This is a genomic window from Arenimonas metalli CF5-1, assembly GCF_000747155.1.
GTDB classification, from domain to species: Bacteria; Pseudomonadota; Gammaproteobacteria; order Xanthomonadales; family Xanthomonadaceae; genus Arenimonas; species Arenimonas metalli.
Genome location: NZ_AVCK01000065.1, coordinates 21,489 through 42,590, shown reverse-complemented (window position 1 = coordinate 42,590; position 21,102 = coordinate 21,489). Strand labels below are relative to the sequence as shown.

The window sequence follows — 21,102 nt, the reverse complement described above, 5'->3', positions numbered from 1 at the left end:
CGCGCGATCAGAACCCGCGGTCGCCGGAAATGATGCCGCCCAGCCCGCCCAGCACCGAGCCTTCGCCCTTGCTGCCGCCCTGCTGGTAGGCCGCGGCCATCATCCGGCCGGCCATGCGCGAGAACGGCAGCGACTGCAGCCAGACCTTGCCCGGGCCGGTCAGCGTGGCCAGGAACACGCCTTCGCCGCCGAACAGCATCGACTTCACGCCGCCGACCGGCTTGACGTCGAACTGCACCGTGCTGGTCATCGCCACCACGCAGCCGGTGTCCACGTCCAGGCGCTCGCCCGGGCGCAGGTCGCGCTCCATGATGGTGCCGCCGGCATGGATGAAGACCAGGCCGTCGCCGGTGAGCTTCTGCATGATGAAGCCCTCGCCGCCGAACAGCGCGGTCATGATCTTCTTCTGGAAGAAGATGCCGATCTGCACGCCGCGCGCCGCGCACAGGAAGCTGTCCTTCTGCGCGATGATGGTGCCGCCGTAGTTGCTGAGCGTCATCGGCACGATGGTGCCGGGGTAGGGCGCCGCGAACGCGACCTTGGCCTTGCCGCTGGCGCCGGCGTGCGAGAACACCGTGGTGAACAGGCTCTCGCCGGTGATCAGGCGCTTGCCGGCGCCCACCAGCTTGTCCATGAAGCCACCGCCGGCCGAACCGGCGGTGCCGTCGCCGAACACGGTGTCCATGCTGACCACCGACTCCTTGTACATCAGCGAACCGGCCTCGGCGACGGCGCTCTCGCCCGGATCAAGCTCGATCTCGACGAACTGCATGTCCTCGCCGTAGATGCGGTAGTCGATCACGTCGCTGCGCTGGCCGGCGTGGCTGGCGGCTGCGGCCGGCGGCGGCACCGGCGCCATCATCGCGCCCGGCGCCGACTCGGCGCGCAGCTCGGTGCAGGCGGAGATCGGGATCCATTCCGGGAAGCCCTGGCGCCAGCAGTGGCCGGAGCCGTCGCGGCTGGCCTGGGCGATGGCGGCGGCGTGGTCGAGCGGACCGATCTGCTGGCCGTTGTAGCTGAGGTACCACTGGTGCATGGAGGGCTCCTTCGTGGGGGGGATGAGAGCTTCGGGCCTGAAGGCCCTCCTACAGGTGCCGTTGTAGGAGGGACTTCAGTCCCGAACGGTGTCAGGGCGACGCGGGAAGCCCGAGCTGTGCGTGGATGTCGGCTCGCGTCGCCGCGTCGAGTTCCAGCTGCGCCGCCATCCGGTCCAGGAAGGCGCGCTCCTCGGCGGTATCGGCGGTGATCGCGATCAGCGCGGCGGCGTAGGTTTCCGCGCGCTGGCCGGCCGGCGTGCGCACGGTCAGCTGCTCGAGCGTGAGCGGCGCGCGGATTTCGGCGTCGAGCGCGCGCAGGCTGTCGGCGTCCATGCCGGCCTGGCGGGCGCGGCCGAGGATGGCCTCGTGCTCGTCGCCGTCGATCAGGCCGTCCGCGTGCGCGGCGGTGATCATGGCGCGCAGCAGGTGCATGGCCTCCTCGACCCGGGCCGGCGAGGGGTTGGCGGCGGGCGGCGGCGGGGGCGGCATGGCCGACGCCGTGGCCGGCGCGGGCGGGGGCGCCTGGCCCATCACCGGCTGCGGCGCGGGGGCCGCGCTGCCGCCTTGCTGCGAGTAGTGCTGGTAGGCCGCATAGGCCACGCCGAGCAGGCCGAGGCCGACCTTGGCCTTGGTGGCGGTGGAGATCCCGCCCGAGCCGCCCAGCAGGGCGCCCAGGCCGGACTTGGAGCGCTTGCGCTTGCGGCCGCCCAGCTGGCCCGACATCGCGTCGCCCATCAGCTGGCCCAACAGTTGCTCGGGGTTGAACATTCTCGGCTCCATGGTCGCGGGGGACAGTGTTCGAGAATGGGGTGGCCCGGGGCAGTGCACAAGGTCAGGGACGGACCCGCAGGGCGGATGTGTCAAAATGCGCCCCTCGCCCTTCCGCCCCGGGACCCCGATGGCCGACAGCAACGGCAGCCATGCGCCGCGCAGCCCGTTCCGGGTCTGGAGCGCGTTCGTGTGGTCGCTGCAGGGCCTGCGCGCCTGCTGGCAGCTCGAGTCCTCGTTCCGGCTCGAGGTCTACCTGTTCGTGGTGCTGGCGCCGCTGGGCCTGTGGCTGGGCGCCGATGGCGTCGAGCGGGCGATCCTGGTCGGCTCGCTGCTGGGCGTGCTGGTGGTCGAGGTGCTCAATTCGGCGGTCGAGGCGGTCGTGGACCGCTGGGGCGCCGAGCACCACGAGCTCGCGGGCCGCGCCAAGGACATGGGCTCGGCCGCGGTCTTCCTGGCCGACATGAACGTACTGCTTTGCTGGGGCCTGGTCCTCGGCCCCCGTTTCCTCTAGAGGTTCCTGCACGATGGAATGGCTTTTCAGCACTGAACTGTGGGTCGCGCTGCTGACCCTCGCCACGCTCGAGATCGTGCTGGGCATCGACAACCTGGTCTTCATCTCGATCGCGGTCAGCAAGCTGCCGCCCGAGCAGCGCCCGAAGGCGCGCCGGTTCGGCCTGATGCTGGCCTGCGTCACCCGCATCCTGCTGCTGCTGTCGCTGGCCTTCCTGGCCAGCATGCAGCACAACCTGTTCAGCCTGTTCGGCCAGGACTTCTCGGTGCGCGACCTGGTGCTGATCGCCGGCGGCCTGTTCCTGCTGGTGAAGGGCACGATGGAGATCCACGACTCGATGGAGGGCCGGGACGAGGAGGAGGACATCAGCACCAAGCCCTCGGCGGTGTTCGGCTACGTGATCGCGCAGATCGCCGTGATCGACATCGTGTTCTCGCTCGACTCGGTGATCACAGCGGTCGGCATGGTCGACAACCGCTGGGTGATGGTGGCGGCGATCATGATGGCGGTGGCGGTGATGCTGTTCGCGGCCAACCCGATCGGCGACTTCATCGACCGGCACCCGACCGTGAAGATGCTGGCGCTCACCTTCATCATCCTGGTCGGCGTGGCCCTGGTGGCCGACGGCTTCGAGTACCACATCGACCGCAAGTTCCTGTACTTCGCGATGGCCTTCTCGGCCGGCGTGGAGACCCTGAACATCCTGTCCCAGCGCAAGAAGCGACGACCGAGCTAGGCCGCCGCTTCGCCCCGACGGAGCCCGCATGACCCTGCTGCACGACATCGACCCGATCGCCGTCCCGCTGCCGTTCTGGCCGCACGGCATCCATTGGTACGGCGTGATGTACCTGCTGGCCTTCCTGGGCGCCTGGTGGCTGGGCACGCGGCGCATCCGCGGCGGCCGCCTGCCGGGCATCAACGAGGAAGCCTTCGGCGACCTGCTGTTCTACGGCATGCTCGGCGTGGTGCTGGGCGGGCGCGTGGGCTACGTGCTGTTCTACGTGTTCGATGAGTTCTTGGCCAACCCGCTGATGCTCCTGCGCATCAACGAGGGCGGCATGAGCTTCCACGGCGGCCTGCTGGGCGTGATGCTGGCGGCGGCGTGGTGGACGCGCAAGCACCGCCGGCACTTCTTCGACGTGATGGACTTCGTGGCGCCGCTGATCCCGCTCGGCCTGGGCTTCGGGCGAATGGGCAACTACATCGGCGGCGAGCTCTGGGGCAAGCCCACCGGCGGCGACTGGGGCGTGGTGTTCCGCGACGCGCTGCCGGCGGAGCTGGCGGTGCAGCCGGTCGAGCAGCTGCGCCAGCTGCACGCCAGCGGCGCGCTCGACGCCTACGCGCGGCATCCCTCGCAGCTCTACCAGGCCTTCCTCGAGGGCGTGCTGCTGATGGCGGCGCTGTGGCTGTATTCGCGCAAGCCGCGCCCGCGCTACGCGGTGTCGGGGCTGTTCGCGCTGCTCTACGGCGCGTTCCGGTTCCTGGTCGAGTTCGTGCGCGAGCCTGATGCGCACCTGGGCTACCTCGCGTTCGGCTGGCTGACGATGGGGCAGGTGCTGTCGCTGCCGCTGGTGGCGCTGGGCCTGTTCCTGCTGTGGAAGTCGCGCTCGGCGCCGACCCTGCAGCCCGACCTCTCCAACGTGAAGCCGACCTGATGCGCCAGTACCTCGAACTGCTGCGGCACGTGCTCGAACACGGCGCCGAAAAAGCCGACCGCACCGGCACCGGCACCCGCTCGGTGTTCGGCTGGCAGATGCGCTTCGACCTGTCCGAAGGCTTCCCGCTGGTCACGACCAAGAAGCTGCACCTGCGCTCGATCATCCACGAGCTGCTGTGGTTCATCCGCGGCGAGACGAACATCGCCTACCTGCGCGAGAACAAGGTCAGCATCTGGGACGAGTGGGCCGACGCCGACGGCGAACTCGGCCCGGTGTACGGCAAGCAGTGGCGGCGCTGGACCGGCACCGATGGCCGCGAGATCGACCAGCTGCGCAACGTGGTGGACGAACTGCGGCGCAACCCCGATTCGCGCCGGCTGGTGGTGAGCGCCTGGAACGTGGCCGACCTGCCGGCGATGGCGCTGCAGCCCTGCCACACCATGTTCCAGTTCTACGTGGCCAACGGAAAGCTGAGCTGCCAGCTTTACCAGCGTTCGGCCGACATTTTCCTCGGCGTGCCGTTCAACATCGCCAGCTATGCGCTGCTTACGCACATGGTGGCGCGCCACTGCGGCCTGGGCGTCGGCGATTTCGTGCACACGCTGGGCGACGCGCACCTGTACAGCAACCACTTCGACCAGGCCCGCGAGCAGCTGTCGCGCGAGCCGCGCCCGCTGCCGCGCCTCGTACTGGCGCCCGATGCCACGGACCTGTTCGCGATGCGCTTCGAGGACATCGCCATCGAAGGCTACGACCCGCACCCGGCCATCAAGGCCCCGGTGGCGGTGTGACGGCGCTGGTGCTGGTGGCGGCGCTCGATCGCGCCGGCGCCATCGGTCGCGGCAACGACCTGCCGTGGCGGCTGCCGGACGACCTCAAGCACTTCAAGGCGCTGACCCTGGGCAAACCCGTGCTGATGGGGCGCAAGACCGCGGAATCGCTGGGTCGCGCGCTGCCCGGCCGGCGCAACCTGGTGCTGACGCGCAGCGGCCGGGTGCCGTTCGACGGCATGGAGGCGGTGGATTCGCTGGCGCGCGCACAGGCGCTGTGCGGCGCGGACGAGCTGATGGTGATCGGCGGCGGCGAGGTCTACGCGCTGGCGCTGCCGCTGGCCACGCGCATGCACCTCACGCACGTGGCTACCGAAGTGGACGCCGCCGATGCCTTCTTTCCCGCGTTCGATCCGGCCGGGTGGGAGGCGGTGTCGCGCGAAGCGCACGGCGCGGACGCGCGCCATGCCTTCGGCTTCGAATTCGTCGAATACCGGCGCCGCTGAGCGGCGCCGGCGGGACGGTCAGGGCAGCTGCGAGCCCGCGATCTCGTAGCGCTGCAGGGTGGCCAGGCGGGACTCGGCCTGCACGTAGGCCAGGGCCTTCCTCGGGGCGACCACGCGGCTGAGCGTGCGGTAGGTGCGCTCCATCAGCTTGGCCTGGTCGACTTCGATCGCCACGGCCTCGTCGGCGAGCTCCTCGGCATCATCCTCGTCCAGCTCGGTACGCAGGCCGGCGGTGACCGCGGCGGCGTTGGCGCGGCGGCGCTCGGCCAGGTCGGCCAGATCCTCCTGCACCTTGTCGTACACCGGCCAGAACGCGGCCTGCTCGGCGGGGTCCATCGCCAGCTGGCGGGAGATGTAGGCCTGCTTGCCCTGGGCGACTTCGGCCTGCAGCGCGGCCATCTTCTGGGCGCCGTTGCCGGACGACTGGGCGAACGCGGCCGGGACGGCCAGGGACAGGGCGAGCGCGAGGGTGAGGATCGATCGGGACATGGGCGGGGTTCTCCTTTGCAGCCAGACTCAAGACCATACCGGGCCAGTACCGAGGCCCTGCACTAAAAAAGGGGGCGGAGCGACTCAGTCGTCGCCGCGGGGACTGCCGTCTGGCGGGTCGCGGCCGGCGACCTGGTGCAGGCGCAGCTCCGGGCCCAGCTCCATCGCGGTGAGCTTGCCGCCCCAGACCGCGCCGGTGTCGATGGCATAGACGCCCAGGCCCATGAACAGCCCCAGCGTGGACCAGTGTCCGCACACCACGGGCAATTCGCGCACGGCGTGGCCCGGCACTTCGAACCACGGGTACATGCCCGGCTTCTGGGTGCCCGGCCGGCCCTTGTCTTCGAACCCGATGCGGCCCGCCGGCGTGCAATAGCGCAGGCGGGTGAACACGTTGATGATCGCGCGGTAGCGGTCGACGCCGGTGAGCTTGGGCGACCAGGCCGGCTTGTCGCCGTACATGTTCTTGACCAGCTTGAAGAAGCCGTCGCCCTGCAGCTTCTCCTCGACCTCGCGGGCGCGGGCCTCGGCCAGGCTGATCGTCCACTTCGGGGCCAGGCCGGCGTGCACCATCGCGAAGCCGAGCGTGCGGTCGACGTGGAAGAGCTTCTGCCGGCGCAGCCAGCCGATCAGCACCTCGTGGTCGTCGGCGAACAGCACCCGCTGCAGGTCCGGGTTGACCTTGCGCTGGTCGGCCTCGCGGCGCGTGGAGATGGCCAGCAGCGACAGGTCGTGGTTGCCCAGCACGATGGTGCTGTGGATGGCCAGCGAGTGGATCAGGCGCAGGGTCTCGAGCGACTGGCCGCCGCGGTTGACCAGGTCGCCGCAGAACCACAGCCGGTCGGCCGCCGGGTCGAAGCGGATCTTCTCGAGCAGGCGCTGCAGCGCGTCGTAGCAACCCTGCACGTCGCCGATGGCGTAGGTGGCCATGTCAGTGCAGCGTCCGCGGGATGGACAGGGTGAACGGGTCGATCCGCGCGTCGAACGAGGTGCCGTCGTCGGCCAGCATCTGGTAGCTGCCGTGCATGGTGCCCAGCGGGGTCTCGAGCACGGCGCCCGAGGTGTATTCGAAGTGCTCGCCCGGCCGCAGCCAGGGCTGCTCGCCGACGACGCCCTCGCCGCGGACTTCCTGCACCTTGCCGTTGGCGTCGGTGATGATCCAGTGGCGGCTGAGCAGGCGGGCCGGCACCTCGCCCAGGTTCACGATGCGGATGGTGTAGGCGAAGACGTAGCGGTCGTCCTCGGGGATCGACTGGTCCTCGAGGAAGCGGGTGGCGACGATCACCTCGATGGCGTGCTGCGCGGAATCCATGCCGCCATTCTACGCAGGACGGTCGCCCGGGGGCAGCGAACCGAGGAATTGCGCCAGGCGCACGAAATCCGCCACCGCCAGCTGCTCGGCGCGGGCATCCGGGCGCAGGCCCGCGGCCTCGATGTCGGCACCGGTACAGACCTGGGAGAGCGCGTTGCGCAGGGTCTTGCGGCGCTGGCCGAAGGCATCGCGCACCACCCGCTCGAACAGCGCCGGGTCGGCGATGCCGATCTCCGCCGCGGGCTTCGGCACCAGCCGCACCACCGCCGAATCCACCTTCGGCGGCGGCCTGAACGCGCCCGGCGGCACGTCGAACAGCGACGTGACCGTGCAATACGCCTGCAGCATCACGCTCAGCCGCCCGTAGACCTTGCTGCCCGGATCGGCAGCCATGCGGTCCACCACTTCCTTCTGCAGCATGAAGTGCATGTCGCTGACCGCGCCGGCGTGCTCGAGCGCGTGGAAGAGGATCGGCGAGGAGATGTTGTAGGGCAGGTTGCCGACCAGGCGCAGCGGGCCCTCGTCGCCGGCCAGCTTGCTGAAGTCCACCTGCAGCACGTCCTTGTGGATGATCGTCAGCCGGCCCACGCCTTCCGAAGCCTCCATCAGCGGCGTGATCAGGTCGCGGTCGAACTCGATCACGGTCAGTTCGCCGTGCTTGCGCAGCAGCGGGAAGGTGATCGCGCCCTGGCCCGGGCCGATTTCCACCAGGCGGTCGCCGGGCTTCGGGTTCACCGCCATCACGATGCGGTCGATGTAGCTGCGGTCGGCCAGGAAGTGCTGGCCGAGGTTCTTCTTGGGCGGCGCCTTGAAGTGGCTCATGCGGACCTCCGGTGGCGGGCGAGCCGCGCGCACAGCGCGGCGGCGGCGAACAGGCTGGACGGATCGGCGACGCCGCGGCCGGCCAGGTCGAGGGCCGTGCCGTGGTCCACCGCCACCCGCGGGTAGGGCAGGCCGAGGGTGATGTTGACCGCCTGCTCGAAGCCCGAGTGCTTGAGCACCGGCAGGCCCTGGTCGTGGTACATCGCCAGCACCGCGTCGTAGCCGGACAGTTTCTGCGGCAGGAAGGCGGTGTCGGCGGGCAGCGGGCCCTCGAGCGCCAGGCCTTCGGCGCGAAGTGCGTCGAGCGCGGGGATGATGGTGTCGAGCTCTTCGCGCCCGAGGTGGCCGTCCTCGCCCGCGTGCGGGTTCAGGCCCAGCACCGCGATGCGCGGCGGCGCGGACAGCCCGAAGTCGCGCGCCAGCGCGGCATGGAGGATCCGCAGCGTGCGGGTGACGCCGTCGCGGGTGATCGCATCGGGCACGGCGCGCAGCGGCAGGTGGGTGGTGGCCAGGGCGACGCGCAGGCGCGGGTTGGCGAGCATCATCACCACCTCGACGCCGGCCTGCGCGGCCAGCAGCTCGGTGGTGCCGGTGTAGGCGATGCCGCCGGCGTTGATGCTGGCCTTGTGCACCGGGCCGGTGACCAGGCCGTCGAGCTCGCCGGCCAGGCAGGCGGCGCCGGCGTCGCGCAGCGCGGCGATCACGGCCGGCGCGTTGGCGGGGTCGGGCTGGCCGAAGCGGGTGGGGCGGGCCTGGCGGATCGGATGCAGGGCCAGCTCGCCCGGGCCGGCGTCGCGGTCGGCATCGAGCAGGCGCAGGGGCAGGCCCAGCGCCGCGGCGGCGGCGGTGAGTGCGTCGGGGTCGGCGTAGGCGACCAGGGAGGCATCCGGCGGCCGTTGGGCCAGCCGGACGCAGAGCTCGGGCCCGATGCCGGCCGGCTCACCAGGAACCAGGGCCAGCCGGGTCCGCATGGGGATCAGCCCGCGGCCGTGAGGCGCGTCTCGACGTAGGCCTCGGAGCGCAGCTGGCGCAGGAAGCGTTCGAACTCTTCCTCGGCCTTGCGCGCACCGATCACCTCGCGCGCCTGGTTGCGGCGGTTGACCTCGGTGACGTCCTGCTCGCGAACGCCCAGGCGGCGCACGATGTGCCAGCCGCTGTCGCTCTGGAAGGGCGCCGACAGCTCGCCGTCGGCAAGCTGCTGGACCTGGTTGCCGATCGCGGTGCCCCAGGTGTTGATCGCGAACCAGCCCATGTCGCCGCCGTCGGCGCGGGTCAGGGTGTCGTCGGAGTTCTCGCGGGCGAGCTTGGCGAAGTCCTCGCCGGCCACGAGGCGACGGTGCAGGTCTTCGATCTTCTGGCGCGCGGCTTCCGGCGGCAGGGTCGGGGTCGGGCGCACCAGGATGCCCTGGGCGTTGTATTCGGTGGCGGTCTGGCGGCCGGCTTCGCGGGTCTCGACCAGCTGCACCAGCTGGTAGCCGCTCGGGCCGCGCAGCGGCTGGCTGATTTCGCCCGGCGACATCGCGCGGATCATGCCGACGTAGTTCTGCGGCAGGGCGTCGTAGCCGCGCCAGCCGATGTCGCCGCCCTCGAGCGCGTTGGACGCGTCGGAGTAGCGGATCGCGGCGGCGCGGAAATCAAGCTCGCCCTTCATGATCACTTCGCGGATGCCGGTGATCTTGCGCTCGGCGGTGGCGATCTGCTCCGGCGTGGCGCCGTCGGGCAGGGCCACGAGGATGTTGGACAGGCGCACTTCCGGCCCGCCGATCTCGCGCACGGCCAGCAGCTGGTCCACCTCGGCCTCGCTGACCTGCACGCGCGACTGCACGTAGCTCTGGCGCAGTCGCTCGAGCATCAGCTCCTCGCGCAGGCTGTTGCGGAATTCCTCGTAGCCCAGGCCGTCCTGCGCGAGGCGGTCGCGCAGCTGGTCCTGGGTCATGCGGTTGCGGCCGGCGACGCTCTGGATGGCCTGGTTGAGCTCGCCGTCGCTGACGCGGATGCCGTTGTCGCGGGCGCGCACCAGCTGCAGGCGCATCAGCACCAGGCGGTCGAGCACCTGGCGCTCGAGGATCTCGCGCGGCGGCAGCTGCCCGGGCTGGTTGGCGTACTGGGCCAGGATGTTGCCCACGGCGCGGTCGAGCTCGCTGCGCAGGATCACCTCTTCGTCGACGACGGCGACGATGCCGTCCAGCGGGATGGTGTCCTGGGCCGACGCCGGGGTCGGGGCGAGGGCGGACCCCAGGGCCAGCAGGCCGGCGAGGAGGAGGGGCAGGGCGTTCTTCATGCGGTTCGTGGCTCCGGCGCCGGGGCCGGCGCCATGGGTTCAACGGGAGTAATCAAGGATAGCATCATCAAGCAAACGGGCCGTGTCGCGGCCCAGGCTGCCGACGCCATTCAGCTCCAGCTCAAGGTAGATGCCCAGGTTGCGGTCGCCGCCGAATTCACGGATGTATTCACGCGCCAGCACGCGCACCGCGAGGCAGCAGCTCTTCCACTCCACGCCGGCCAGCGATTCCAGCGTCTCGCGGTCGCGCAGGGAATAGTTCCAGCGGCCGAGCAGGCGCCAGCGGTCGTTCACCGGCACCACGAAGGACAGGTCGCCCTGCTCGAGCACGTCGGCGCGGTAGCGGTAGGCGGCGTTCACCAGGCCGCCGTCGCCGAAGCGCCACTGGCTGCGCACGGCCGAGAGGTTGGTGCGCTCGCGGTCCGGATCCCACTGCTGGGCCAGGCCCAGGGTCCAGCGCTGGCCCAGGGTCAGGCTGGCCTCGGCAACCCAGGCCGAGCCGTCGTCGGACAGCGGCGGGGCCCCGGGCACGGTGACCCGGGGCGGGTCGAAGTAATGGATGCGGCCGAGGCTGGCGCTCAGGCGCTCGCGGCCGTCGGCCGTGTCGAGGACGCGGCTGGTCACGGCCAGCGTCACCTGGTCGGCGTCGGCCTGGCGGTCGGCGCCGCCGAAGCGGTTGTCGCGGAACAGGCCCGGCCAGCTGAACGTCAGCGGCTGGGTGTCGAACAGCGGCAGGTCGTCCTGCTCGCGGTAGGGCACGTTCAGGTAGACCAGGCGCGGCTCGAGCGTCTGCAGCAGGCGGCCGTCGCCCCACGCGAACTCGCGCTCGAAGAAGGCGCCGGCGTCGAAGCGGGTGATCGGCAGGCTGCGCGTGGGCGAGCGGTCGGCGCCCGGCGCCAGCAGGCCGCCGTCCAGCGACCAGCTCGTGTAGCGCCAGGAGAACTCCGGCGTGGCGTACCAGGCCGCGCCGCCGAAGGGCAGGCGCAGGGTCGGCCGCAGGTCCACGCGGGTGCCGCCGGCCAGGGTCTCGTGGTCGAAGCGCACGGCCTCGGCCTGCAGGCCGAATTCCATCCAGGGCAGCAGGGCCTTGTTCCAGCGCAGGTCGGCGGCGGGCAGGCGGCGGTAGGGCTCGGTGCCCGGCAGCACCAGCGGGTTGGCGATCTGCCAGCGCTGGGCCGAGAGGCTGGCGGTCCAGCCGTAGCCGCGGCCGTACAGGCCGGCGGTGCTGGGCAGCAGGGTGATCGAGGTCGAGGCCAGCGAGTCGTTGAAGTCGTCGAAGTAGAAGACGTCGCTGACGTGGTTGAGGTCGGCGCTGGCGTACCAGTTCGGGCCCAGCGAGGTGGTGTGGCGCAGCGAGGCCACGCCGCGGTCGTAGCCGCGCCCGGGCTCGTCGTCGTTGCCGAGCCAGGTGCCTTCGATCTCGCCGCGGCTGCGCGCGGTGAGGTAGCGGAACTGGGCGCCGAGCATGAGTCCGCGCCGCGCCATCCAGCGCGGCGTCAGGGTGGCGTCGTAGTTCGGCGCGAGGTTGAGGTAGACCGGCTGCTCGTAGTCGAAGCCGTTGCGGTCGTCGAAGCCGATCTTGGGCGAGAGCAGGCCCGTGCGGCGGCGATCGTCCGTGGGGAAGCGGATATACGGCAGCCAGAGCACCGGCACGCCGCCCAGGCGCAGGGTGGCGTTGCGGGCGGTGCCCATCGCCTCTTCCTGGTCGACGTCGATGCGGCTGGCCGAGAACTCCCACTGGCGCTGCCCGGGCGGGCAGGTGGAGTAGGTGCCGCCCGCCATCTCGCCCAGGTCGCCGCGCATCGTGATGCGGTCGGCGCGGCCGTTGCCGGCGTTCTGGTTGAACTGGTACTGCACGCCGTCGAGCACGATCGTGTCGGCCTTCTGGTCGCCCGCGGCCTGGTCGGCGGTGAAGCGGATGCCGTCGTCCTGGAAGCGCACCTGGCCTTCGGTGACGAAGCGTTCGCTCTCGTGCGAATAGGTGAGCTTGTCGGTGCCCAGCCACTGGCCGCCGCGGCGCAGTTCGACGTCGCCCTCGAACACGGTGGTTTCGCGGCCGCTGACGTCGAGGTTTTCGGCGCTGATGTCGGTGGCCAGCGTGGCCGGGTCCGCGGCGCTGGTGGCCGGGTCGGCGAGCGGCTGGAACAGCGGCAGGCCTTCCGGCGAGGGGCACAGCGCCCAGTCGGCGGCCGGGGCGGGATCCTGTGCGCGGGCTGCGCCGGCGATGGCCAGGCAGAGCGGAAGCAGTCGAAGGGCTTGACGGCGCACGGAGGCATCCCTGGAAAAGACGTGATAGCTTGGCCCAAGGCGCCTGATGGGGCAACACGAAGGCACGCGGATGGCCGGCAAGATCGAGAAGACCGACGCAGAGTGGCGGGCCGAGCTGAGCCCCGAGCAATATGCCATCTGCCGCTGCTCGGAGACCGAGCGCGCGTTCACCGGCAAGTACTGGAACCACCACGGCACCGGCACCTATGTCTGCGCGGCCTGCCGCGCCGACCTGTTCTCGTCGGTGGACAAGTACGACTCGGGCAGCGGTTGGCCCAGCTACACCCGGCCGGTCGCGGCCGGCGCGGTGGACGAGCACGCGGACACCAGCCACGGCATGCACCGGGTCGAGGTGCGCTGCGCGGCCTGCGATTCGCACCTGGGCCACGTCTTCCCCGACGGGCCGCAGCCCACGGGGCTGCGCTACTGCATCAATTCCGCGGCGCTGGATTTCAGGCCGGCGTAGTGCCGGCCAGGCCGTGCAGGTGGGCCACGCTGCAGGCCCGCAGCGCCGCCAGGCTGTAGCCACCCTCGAGCATCGACACCAGGCGGCCGCCGGCGTGGCGATCCGCCAGCGCGGCGAGTTCGGCGCTGAGCCAGCGGTAGTCGTCGGCTTCCAGCATCAGGTCGGCCAGCGGGTCGAGCCGGTGGCCGTCGAAGCCGGCCGAGACCAGCACCAGCTGCGGGCGGAAGGCCTCGACCTGCGGCAGCAGGTGCTCGCGCCAGGCATGCCGGAAGGCCTCGCCGTCGGTGCCCGGCGACAGCGTGGCGTTGACCACGTTGCCGACGCCGCGCTCGTGCGCGAGGCCGGAGTTCGGGTACAGCGGGTACTGGTGCGAGCTGGCGTACATCACCCGCGGGTCGCTGGCGAAGATGTCCTGGCTGCCGTTGCCGTGGTGCACGTCGAAATCGATGATCGCCACGCGCTCGAGCCCGTGCGCGTGCACCGCGTGGGCGGCGGCCACCGCGATCGAGTTAAACAGGCAGAAGCCCATCGCCACCGGCCCGGTGGCGTGGTGGCCGGGCGGGCGCACGGCGCAGAAGGCGTGGCGCGTCTCGCCGCGCGTCACCGCGTCCACCGCGGCGATGCCGGCGCCGGCGGCGCGCAGCGCGGCCTCGGGCGAGTCGGGCGACATCGCGGTGTCTTCGTCCAGGCGCAGGCTGGCGTCGAACGGGGTGTCGAGCACGCGCGCCACCAGGTCGCGGGTGTGCACGCGCAGCAGGGCATCGCGGCCGGCGCGCGGGGCCTCGCGCCAGGGCGCGAGCGGGAAATTGGCGCGCACCGCGTGCAGCACCGCCTCCAGCCGGGCCGGGCATTCCGGGTGGCCGGCGCCCGGGTCATGCGCCAGGCAGGCGGGATGGGTATAGAGCAGCACGCCTAGCCTTTCCGGCGCTCGTGGTTCCAGAGCACCTCGCCGTGGCCGCTGGCGCGGGCCAGCACGCGGGCGATCACGAACAGCAGGTCCGAGAGGCGGTTGAGGTAGCGGATGGCCTCGGGCCGCACGGCGTCATGGTGCGATAGCGTGACCGACTCGCGCTCGGCGCGGCGGCAGATGGTGCGCGCCAGGTGGCAGTGCGCGGCGGCCAGGCCGCCGCCGGGCAGGATGAAGTCCTTGAGCGGCGGCAGGTCGGCGTTGAAGGCGTCGAGCTGGTCCTCGAGGCGCTGGATGTCGGCGTCGAAGATGGCCGCATGGCCGGGGATGCAGAGCTCGCCGCCGAGGTCGAACAGCTGGTGCTGCACCGACACCAGCACGGTGCGCACGTCTTCCGGGAGGTCGCAGGCCAGCACGATGCCGATGGCCGAGTTGGCCTCGTCGACGGTGCCGTAGGCAGTGACGCGGGCGGAATCCTTGGCCACGCGCGAGCCGTCGCCCAGGCCGGTGCTGCCGTCGTCGCCCGTGCGGGTGTAGATCTTCGACAGCCGGTTGCCCATGGTGGCCTCAGCGCGCGGTGGCGACGGCGGCGCGGCGGGCCAGGGCCCAGGTCGCCACGACGTGCAGCGTAGCGGCGGCCGCGACGTAAGCGCTGGCGTTGCGCAGGTAGGGCAGGAACCAGTCGGCGTAATTCTTGGCCCAGCCGGCGACGGTGGGCTCGGCGACGGCGCTGGCCAGCCAGTAGAAGCCGCCCTGCGCGAAGAAGTGGCAGGCCGCGACGCTGGCGAACACCGACACCGCCAGCAGCGCCAGCGCGCGCGGCTCCAGGCCGCGGTAGGCGCGGCGCAGCAGGCTGCCGCCCAGCCACATCGACGCGTGCGCCGGCAGCAGGAACCAGTAGCCCGGCGACATGCAGTAGTGGCTCCAGAAGCTCTGGCCGCTGCCGGTGATGACCAGGTAGTCGACCGCCACCGCCAGCGCCATCAGCGCCGGGAACGCCCAGCGCACGCTGCCGCGCAGGTAGAAGCCGGCGACGAAGAACACCGCCCACGAGGCGTCCGGCACCAGGCCGAAATGATTGAGCCGGGTCGCGGCCATGACGGCGGCGAGCGCCAGGAACACGGCCAGTCGCGAACGGAGGGTCAGGGTCATGATGTGCAGGCTTCCGGAGGTCAGGCCGGCATTTTAGACGAACTGCGCCCCGAGGGGGCGTGCATGGGCCTTCACCGGGCGGACGCGTATCATCACGCCATGCCCGGCACCGACGGTTTCGACCACGACATCCTCATCCTTGGCGGCGGCCTGGTCGGCAGCGCGCTGGCCTGCGCGCTCGACGGCCGCGGCTGGCGCGTCGGCCAGGTCGAGGCCAGCCCGCCGCAGGCCGGCGCGCCCGGGTTCGACGAGCGCAAGCTGGCCCTGGCCTTGGCCAGCCTGAACGCGCTGTCGGCCCTGGACGTGCTGCCGCGGCTGGCGACCCCGCCGGCGCCGATCCGCCGCATCCACGTCAGCCGCGCCGGCGATTTCGGCAGTGTGCGCCTGGCCGCGGCCGAGCATGGCCGGGAGCAGTTCGGCGGCGTGGTGCTGGCGCGCGAACTGGGCCTGGCGCTGGAGTCGCGGTTGGCCGACTGCGCGGGGTTGGTGCGCCATCGCCCGGCGCGCGTGGTCGCGGTCGCGCCCGACGCCGATGGCCCGGTGGTCACGATTGAACAGGACGGCGCCACCCGCCGCCTGCGCGCCCGCCTGCTGGTGGCCGCCGACGGCAGCCGCTCGCTGGCGCGCGCGGCGTGGGGCATCGGCGCCGAAGAACACGACTACGGCCAGACGCTGCTCGTGTGCAGCGTCGCCACCGACCGCGCGCCCGACGGCACCGCCTACGAACGCTTCACGTCGGAGGGCCCGGTGGCGCTGCTGCCGATGGCCGGCGGTCACTACGGCGGCATCTGCGGCGTGCGCCGCGAGGCCGCCGACGCGGTGCTGGCGATGGACGACGCGGCCTACCGCGACTACCTGCAGCAGCGCTTCGGCTGGCGCGCCGGCCGCATCACCCGCGTGGGCGCGCGCAGCGCCTATCCGATCCTGCGCGTGGTGGCCGAGCGCCTGACCGCGCCGCGCGGCGTGGTGATGGGCAACGCCGCGCAGACCCTGCACCCGATCGGCGCGCAGGGCTTCAACCTGGGCCTGCGCGATGCGCTGACGCTGGCCGAAGTGCTGACCGGCGACGATCCAGGCGCCGCGGCGTGGCTGGCCGCCTACGCCGAAGCGCGCCGCGAGGACCGCGAGCGCACCCTGGCCTTCAGCGACGGCCTGGCGCGCCTCACCGCCAGCGAAGGTTTCCCGCTGCACGTGCTGCGCTCGCTGGGCCTGCTGGCGCTGGGCCACGTGCCCGGGCTGGCGGATCCGCTGGTGGCCGGCGCGATGGGCTTCCGTGGGCGCGTGCCGTCGCTGTCGCGGGGACGGGCATGAGCCGTCGCGACCTGTACGACCTGGTGGTGGTCGGAGCCGGCGTGGTCGGCAGCGCCACCGCGCTGGCGGCGGCCCGCGACGGGCTGCGCGTGGCCCTGGTCGAAGCGCAGGAACCCGCGGCCTGGTCGCTCGATGACGCCGACCTGCGCGTATACGCCTTCGCGCCCGACAACGCCGCGCTGCTCGATGACCTCGGCGCGTGGTCCGCGATCCGCACGGCGCGCGCGCATCCCTACCGGCGCATGCGGGTCTGGGACGCGGCCGGCGGCGGCGAACTCGATTTCGACGCCGATGCCTTCGCGCGCGATCACCTGGGTCACATCGTCGAGCATTCGCTGCTGGTGGACCGGCTGTGGGCCGCCTGCGGCCGCGAGCCCTCGCTGCGCCGCGTGGTGCCGGCGACCCTGGCGACGATTGAACAGGACGCCGACGCCGCGACCGCGGTGCTCGGCGACGGCCAGCGCCTGCGTGCGCGGCTGGTGGTGGGCGCCGACGGCGCCGCCTCGCGGGTGCGCGCCGCCGTGGGGCTGGACACCGACGCCCACGACTACGGCCAGCGCGGCCTGGTCGCCTACGTCCGCACGCAGTCGCCGCATGAAGACACCGCGTGGCAGCGCTTCCTGCCGACCGGACCGCTGGCCTTCCTGCCCTGCGCCGACGGTCGAAGCTCGATCGTCTGGACTCTCCCCGAAGCCGAGGCGCAACGCCTGCTGGCGACGGACGAGGCGAGCTTCCGGCGCGAGCTCACGCGTGCCTTCGATGCGCGCCTGGGCGAAGTGACGGCGGTGTCGGCACGCGCGGCCTTCCCGCTGCGTCGGCAGCTGGCGAAGGACTACGTGGCGGGCCGCGTGCTGCTGGTTGGCGACGCCGCGCACGCGGTGCATCCGCTGGCGGGGCAGGGCGTGAACCTGGGCTTGCGCGATGTCGCCGCGCTGCGCGCCTCGTGGCGCCGCGCGGCGGAAGTGCACGCCGACTTCGCGGCCCCGCACCGGCTGTCCCGCTGGGAGCGCACCCGCCGCAGCGAGAACGCCGTGGCGGCCCACTCCTTCGAAACCATCAACCGCGTCTTCAGCAACGACGCGATGTGGCCAACCCTGCTGCGCGGCCACGCCCTCGGCCTCGCCAACCGCCTCACCCCCGTCACCCGCGCCCTCTGGCGCCGCGCGGCCGGGGTCTGAAGGGCGTTTTTTTGACGCGGATTTACGCGGATAAACGCGGATAGGGCAAAAGCCGATTGAGTTGAACTGGCCGGATCGGGATTCGCGGCAAGCACGCAGCTGACGCGCGCTCGCCTCGACCCACTCCCGCCTTTGCCCTATCCGCGTTTATCCGCGTAAATCCGCGTCAAAAACGCCCTAGCCTCATGCCGCCTCGGCCTGGGATTTGCGCGGGCCGTGGAGGAGGGCGTGGCGGATGTGCGAGACCACGAGGTCGATCTCGCCGCTGGTGACGCCGAAGTGCGGGGTGAAGCGCAGCGAGTTGGTGCCGCCGTGGATCACGCCGATGCCGCGCTCGCGCATGAACTCCTCGGTGGAGCCGGTGCCGAAGCACTTGAACTGCGGATGCAGCTCGCACGAGAACAGCAGGCCCGTGCCCTGCACCTGGGTGATCAGGCCGCCGCCAAGTTCTTCCTTGAGCGCATTGATCTTGTCCAGGAACTCGCGGCCACGCTCGACGATGTTGCGGCGCAGTTCCGGCGTCAGCAGGCCCAGCACGGTCGAGGCGATGTCGAGCGCGCGCGGGTTGGCGGTCATGGTGTTGCCGTAGGTGCCCTTGCGGTACAGGCCCGCGGCGCGTTCGTTCACCGCCAGCACCGACAGCGGGTACTGGCCGCCGTTGAGCGCCTTGGAATAGGTTTCCATGTCGGGCGCCTCCAGGCCTTCGAAGCCCGGGTAGTCGACGATCGACAGCACGCCGTGCGCGCGCAGGCCGGCCTGGATCGAGTCCACCAGCAGCAGGGTGCCGTGCGCCTTGGTCAGCTCGCGCGCGACGGCGTAGAACTCCGCCGGCACCGCGCGTCCCGGGTCGCCTTCGCCCATCACCGGCTCGAGGAACATGGCCTCGAAGTACCAGCCGTTGGCCTCGGCGTCGGCGAAGGCCTGCTTCAGGCCTTCGATCGAATACGGCTCGATGGTGATCAGCTGGTCGTTGTGGTGGCGGTAGCTGGCCAGGTGCTGCAGGTAGTTCTTGCGCGAGGAATCGGAGTACAGCGCCGGCAGCTCGGTGCGGCCGTGGAAGGCGCCCTTGACCGCGATGCGCTTGACCCGCTTGCCGGCGTGGCGGCCGCCCGGATCCGTGTGGATCTTGGTGTTGACGTCGGCGATGCGGCCGGCCAGCGACACCGACTCCGAGCCCGAGTTCAGGCACAGGAACTTCGCGAACGGGCAGCCGCCGCGGGTATGGCCCAGCTCCTTGCGCAGCGCGCGCACGATGCGCAGCTGCGACAGCGACGGGGTCATGATGTTGGCCAGCACCTGCGGCTTGGCCATCGCTTCGAGCACGGCCTTCGGCGCGTGGCCGAAGCCGAGCATGCCGTAGCCGCCGGAGTCGTGGATCACGGCGCCCTTGAGCGTGACCACCCACGGGCCGCGCGCGGCGATCGCCACGTACGGGTTCACCGCGTCGTCCGGATAGAAGTTGACGAAGCCCGACTGCACGGCCTCGATCTGCGCCTGCTCGTCGAGGTCGAGCAGGTCGGCGAACTCGGCGGCGATGGCCGCGTGCTGCGCGACGGCGGCCTCGACGGCTTCGACCAGCTCGGGATAGCGCCCGGCGAGATCGAGCACGGTGGCGTCGTCCAGGCCGGCGGTGCGGACCTGGCCAGCGTGGCTGCGCAGGGGCTTGAGGGTGTCGATCAGGTTCATGGCGGGCTCCGGACCCAAAGCAAAACGCGAGGAGGGCCCTCGCGCGTCGGGTCTTGCGTTGAAAATCAAATACTTGCGGCGGATGTTACCACCCCGGTGAAGGGCGCGTAACCCCCAAGCGTTTGAATCCGCGGCGGCCGCGGATGACAGCTGTCAGGCGCGATCGCTGACGCCGGCCACTGCGCCGGCGCCTGCCCGGTCGGGACACTGGTCCCGTCCCCGAGGAGCCCCGCCATGCCCGATGATCCGAACCGCCCGACCGTCCTCGCCCGGCTCGAAGCCGCCGGCAAGCGCTACGGCGCCGTCCAGGCCCTGGATGCGGTCGACCTGGCCATCCATGCCGGCCAGGTGCTGGCCGTGCTGGGCGCCAACGGCGCCGGCAAGACCACCGCCCTGGGCCTGCTCACCGGCCGGCTCAGCCCGGACGCCGGCCGGGCGGAGCTGTTCGGCGGTGATCCGCGCGACCCGCGCCGGCGCCGGGGCATCGGCGTGATGCTGCAGGACGGCGAGCTGCCCGACACCCTGCGCGTGGCCGAGCACGTGCGCCTGTTCTCGAGCTACTACCCCTCGCCGCGGCCGCTGGCCGAAACCCTGGCCCTGGCCGGCGTCGCCGACCTGGCGCGACGGCCCTACGGCGCGCTGTCGGGCGGGCAGAAGCGGCGCGTGCAGTTCGCGCTGGCGATCTGCGGCCGGCCGCCGCTGCTGTTCGTCGACGAGCCGACGGTGGGCCTGGACGTCGAATCACGCCGTGCCTTCTGGGCCGTGCTGCGCCAACTGCGCGGGGAGGGCACCGGCATCGTGCTCACCACCCATTACCTCGAGGAGGCCGATGCGCTGGCCGACCGCATCGTGCTGATGGCCGGCGGCCGCCTCCTGGCCGACGACAGCCCGGCCGGCATCAAGGCCCGCGCCGACGGCAAGCGCCTGCGCGCCCGCAGCACCGTCGCGACCGCCGAACTGGCGTCGTGGCCCGGCGTGCTGCGCGTGCACGACACCGCCGCCGGCACCGAGCTGGTGACCCGCGAGGCCGAACAGGTGCTGCGCCGCTGGCTGGCCGCCGACCCCGGCCTGGCCGAGCTGGAAGTCCGCCCGCTGAGCCTCGAGGAGGCCTTCGTGTCCCTGACCCAAGACCCCGTGGCCGCCGGCCGCCTGGAGCAAGCCGCATGAATTCCCTGCCGTCGTCCCCCCACGCCGCCCCCTCGCTGCTGCGCATCCAGGCGCTCGAGGCCTGGTACGAATTGCTGGCGGTGCTGCGCCAGCCTGCCTTCGCCCTGCCGACGCTGATGTTCCCGGTGGTGTTCTACCTTCTGTTCGCGGTGGTGCTGCCGGGCAAATGGGGCGGGCTGGAGCGCGCCGCCTACCTGCTGGCGACCTACGGCGTGTTCGGGGTGATCGGCCCGGCGCTGTTCGGCTTCGGCGTCGGGCTGGCGATCGAGCGCGAGAAGGGCTGGCTCGAACTCAAGCGCGTTTCGCCGATGCCGACGCTGGTGTATTTCCTCGCCAAGATCGCGATGAGCCTGGTCGTCGGCTTCACCGTGGTGTGCCTGCTGACGATCGCCGCGGTGGTGGGCGGCGGCGTGCGGATGGCGCCCGGTACCTGGGGCCTGCTGGTGGCGACGCTGCTGCTGGGCACGCTGCCGTTCTGCGCGATGGGCCTGTGGCTGGGCACGCTGGTGCGCGGGCAGGGTGCGGTGGCGGTGGTGAACCTGGTCTCCCTGCCGATGTCGGTGCTGTCCGGCCTGTGGATTCCGATCTTCGCCTTCCCGGTGCTGCTGCAGAAGCTGGCCGTGGTCTGGCCGGCCTGGCACCTCGGCCGGATGGCGCTGGGCGTCGTGGGGCAGGCGCAGGACGTGCGCTGGGGACTGCATATCGCCGTGCTGCTGGGCACCACGGCGCTGTGCCTGGCCCTGGCCGCGCACCGCCTGCGCCGCGGCTGAGGCGACGGCCGTGGCGCGAAATCCGATAGTCTGGAGAGCG

Annotated in this window: 23 protein-coding genes; 10 read left to right on the top strand and 13 right to left on the bottom strand. The window is 71.6% G+C overall.

Going from position 1 to position 21,102, the window contains the following annotated elements; all coding sequences use genetic code 11:
* Positions 1–7: 7 nt before the first annotated feature.
* Both N787_RS14075 and N787_RS14070 read right to left on the bottom strand, forming a co-directional pair.
* Positions 8–1,036: a TIGR00266 family protein gene (locus N787_RS14075; protein WP_034215510.1), complete on the bottom strand. Its 1,029-nt coding sequence runs from the start codon at positions 1,034–1,036 to the stop codon at positions 8–10.
* 91 nt (positions 1,037–1,127) lie between these two features.
* On the bottom strand, positions 1,128–1,805 hold the full coding sequence (locus tag N787_RS14070; protein ID WP_052575504.1) for a DUF533 domain-containing protein: 678 nt from the start codon (positions 1,803–1,805) through the stop codon (positions 1,128–1,130).
* 130 nt (positions 1,806–1,935) lie between these two features.
* Between N787_RS14070 and N787_RS14065 the strand changes: the two genes are divergently transcribed.
* The 5 genes from N787_RS14065 to N787_RS14045 are packed head-to-tail and all read left to right on the top strand — an operon-like array spanning position 1,936 to position 5,253.
* Positions 1,936–2,319: a diacylglycerol kinase gene (locus tag N787_RS14065; RefSeq protein WP_034215507.1), complete on the top strand. Its 384-nt coding sequence runs from the start codon at positions 1,936–1,938 to the stop codon at positions 2,317–2,319.
* 13 nt (positions 2,320–2,332) lie between these two features.
* The gene (locus N787_RS14060) at positions 2,333–3,055 is read left to right on the top strand and encodes a TerC family protein (protein ID WP_034215506.1); all 723 of its coding nucleotides are present in this window, start codon (positions 2,333–2,335) and stop codon (positions 3,053–3,055) included.
* Positions 3,056–3,083: 28 nt separating this feature from the next.
* Complete coding sequence (lgt, locus tag N787_RS14055) at positions 3,084–3,974, top strand: prolipoprotein diacylglyceryl transferase (protein WP_034215503.1); 891 nt, start codon at positions 3,084–3,086, stop codon at positions 3,972–3,974.
* The gene (locus N787_RS14050) at positions 3,974–4,768 is read left to right on the top strand and encodes a thymidylate synthase (protein ID WP_034215500.1); all 795 of its coding nucleotides are present in this window, start codon (positions 3,974–3,976) and stop codon (positions 4,766–4,768) included. The genes lgt and N787_RS14050 overlap by 1 nt, the downstream gene beginning before the upstream one ends.
* Positions 4,769–4,773: 5 nt before the next feature.
* Positions 4,774–5,253, top strand: a complete 480-nt coding sequence (locus N787_RS14045; RefSeq protein WP_034215555.1) for a dihydrofolate reductase — start codon at positions 4,774–4,776, stop codon at positions 5,251–5,253.
* Positions 5,254–5,271: 18 nt separating this feature from the next.
* Here the strand turns inward: N787_RS14045 and N787_RS14040 are convergent, their stop codons facing one another.
* From N787_RS14040 to lptD, 7 genes are all read right to left on the bottom strand, one after another.
* Positions 5,272–5,742: a hypothetical protein gene (locus tag N787_RS14040; protein WP_034215497.1), complete on the bottom strand. Its 471-nt coding sequence runs from the start codon at positions 5,740–5,742 to the stop codon at positions 5,272–5,274.
* Positions 5,743–5,826: 84 nt separating this feature from the next.
* Complete coding sequence (locus N787_RS14035; RefSeq protein ID WP_034215496.1) at positions 5,827–6,672, bottom strand: symmetrical bis(5'-nucleosyl)-tetraphosphatase; 846 nt, start codon at positions 6,670–6,672, stop codon at positions 5,827–5,829.
* A gap of 1 nt (position 6,673) precedes the next feature.
* Positions 6,674–7,054: a Co2+/Mg2+ efflux protein ApaG gene (apaG, locus tag N787_RS14030; protein WP_034215494.1), complete on the bottom strand. Its 381-nt coding sequence runs from the start codon at positions 7,052–7,054 to the stop codon at positions 6,674–6,676.
* Positions 7,055–7,063: 9 nt separating this feature from the next.
* The gene (gene rsmA, locus N787_RS14025) at positions 7,064–7,876 is read right to left on the bottom strand and encodes a 16S rRNA (adenine(1518)-N(6)/adenine(1519)-N(6))-dimethyltransferase RsmA (protein ID WP_034215493.1); all 813 of its coding nucleotides are present in this window, start codon (positions 7,874–7,876) and stop codon (positions 7,064–7,066) included.
* On the bottom strand, positions 7,873–8,847 hold the full coding sequence (pdxA, locus tag N787_RS14020) for a 4-hydroxythreonine-4-phosphate dehydrogenase PdxA (RefSeq protein WP_034215492.1): 975 nt from the start codon (positions 8,845–8,847) through the stop codon (positions 7,873–7,875). The genes rsmA and pdxA overlap by 4 nt, the downstream gene beginning before the upstream one ends.
* 5 nt (positions 8,848–8,852) lie before the next feature.
* Entirely contained in the window at positions 8,853–10,157 is a 1,305-nt protein-coding gene (locus N787_RS14015; protein ID WP_034215491.1) for a peptidylprolyl isomerase, read from the bottom strand.
* Between the two features lie 39 nt (positions 10,158–10,196).
* On the bottom strand, positions 10,197–12,425 hold the full coding sequence (gene lptD, locus N787_RS14010; protein ID WP_034215552.1) for an LPS assembly protein LptD: 2,229 nt from the start codon (positions 12,423–12,425) through the stop codon (positions 10,197–10,199).
* 46 nt (positions 12,426–12,471) lie between these two features.
* Between lptD and msrB the strand changes: the two genes are divergently transcribed.
* Positions 12,472–12,891 (top strand): peptide-methionine (R)-S-oxide reductase MsrB, encoded by a 420-nt coding sequence (msrB, locus tag N787_RS14005; RefSeq protein WP_245594028.1) that lies wholly within the window; start codon positions 12,472–12,474, stop codon positions 12,889–12,891.
* Here the strand turns inward: msrB and N787_RS14000 are convergent.
* The 3 genes from N787_RS14000 to N787_RS13990 are packed head-to-tail and all read right to left on the bottom strand — an operon-like array spanning position 12,878 to position 14,944.
* Positions 12,878–13,801: a histone deacetylase family protein gene (locus N787_RS14000; protein WP_034215490.1), complete on the bottom strand. Its 924-nt coding sequence runs from the start codon at positions 13,799–13,801 to the stop codon at positions 12,878–12,880. The genes msrB and N787_RS14000 overlap by 14 nt on opposite strands.
* A gap of 2 nt (positions 13,802–13,803) precedes the next feature.
* The gene (locus tag N787_RS13995; RefSeq protein WP_034215488.1) at positions 13,804–14,358 is read right to left on the bottom strand and encodes a cob(I)yrinic acid a,c-diamide adenosyltransferase; all 555 of its coding nucleotides are present in this window, start codon (positions 14,356–14,358) and stop codon (positions 13,804–13,806) included.
* A 7-nt stretch (positions 14,359–14,365) separates the two neighbouring features.
* Positions 14,366–14,944, bottom strand: coding sequence for a hypothetical protein (locus N787_RS13990; RefSeq protein WP_156969068.1), 579 nt, complete (start codon positions 14,942–14,944; stop codon positions 14,366–14,368).
* Positions 14,945–15,049: 105 nt separating this feature from the next.
* On the opposite strand from N787_RS13990, the gene ubiH reads away from it, so the two are divergent.
* Together ubiH and N787_RS13980 are read left to right on the top strand one after the other, a co-directional pair.
* On the top strand, positions 15,050–16,261 hold the full coding sequence (gene ubiH, locus N787_RS13985; protein WP_034215486.1) for a 2-octaprenyl-6-methoxyphenyl hydroxylase: 1,212 nt from the start codon (positions 15,050–15,052) through the stop codon (positions 16,259–16,261).
* Complete coding sequence (locus N787_RS13980) at positions 16,258–17,439, top strand: FAD-dependent oxidoreductase (protein WP_034215483.1); 1,182 nt, start codon at positions 16,258–16,260, stop codon at positions 17,437–17,439. Before ubiH ends, N787_RS13980 begins: the two co-directional genes overlap by 4 nt.
* Before the next feature lie 183 nt (positions 17,440–17,622).
* Here N787_RS13980 and N787_RS13975 read toward each other — a convergent pair whose 3' ends face one another.
* Positions 17,623–19,125 carry an aminotransferase class III-fold pyridoxal phosphate-dependent enzyme gene (locus tag N787_RS13975; protein ID WP_034215481.1) on the bottom strand — a complete coding sequence of 501 codons (1,503 nt, stop codon included), beginning with the start codon at positions 19,123–19,125 and terminating at the stop codon, positions 17,623–17,625.
* Between the two features lie 234 nt (positions 19,126–19,359).
* On the opposite strand from N787_RS13975, the gene N787_RS13970 reads away from it, so the two are divergent.
* The gene (locus N787_RS13970) at positions 19,360–20,292 is read left to right on the top strand and encodes an ABC transporter ATP-binding protein (protein ID WP_034215478.1); all 933 of its coding nucleotides are present in this window, start codon (positions 19,360–19,362) and stop codon (positions 20,290–20,292) included.
* A complete protein-coding gene (locus tag N787_RS13965) occupies positions 20,289–21,062 on the top strand; it encodes an ABC transporter permease (protein WP_034215476.1) in 774 nt (257 codons plus the stop codon). The genes N787_RS13970 and N787_RS13965 overlap by 4 nt, the downstream gene beginning before the upstream one ends.
* Positions 21,063–21,102 lie beyond the last annotated feature (40 nt).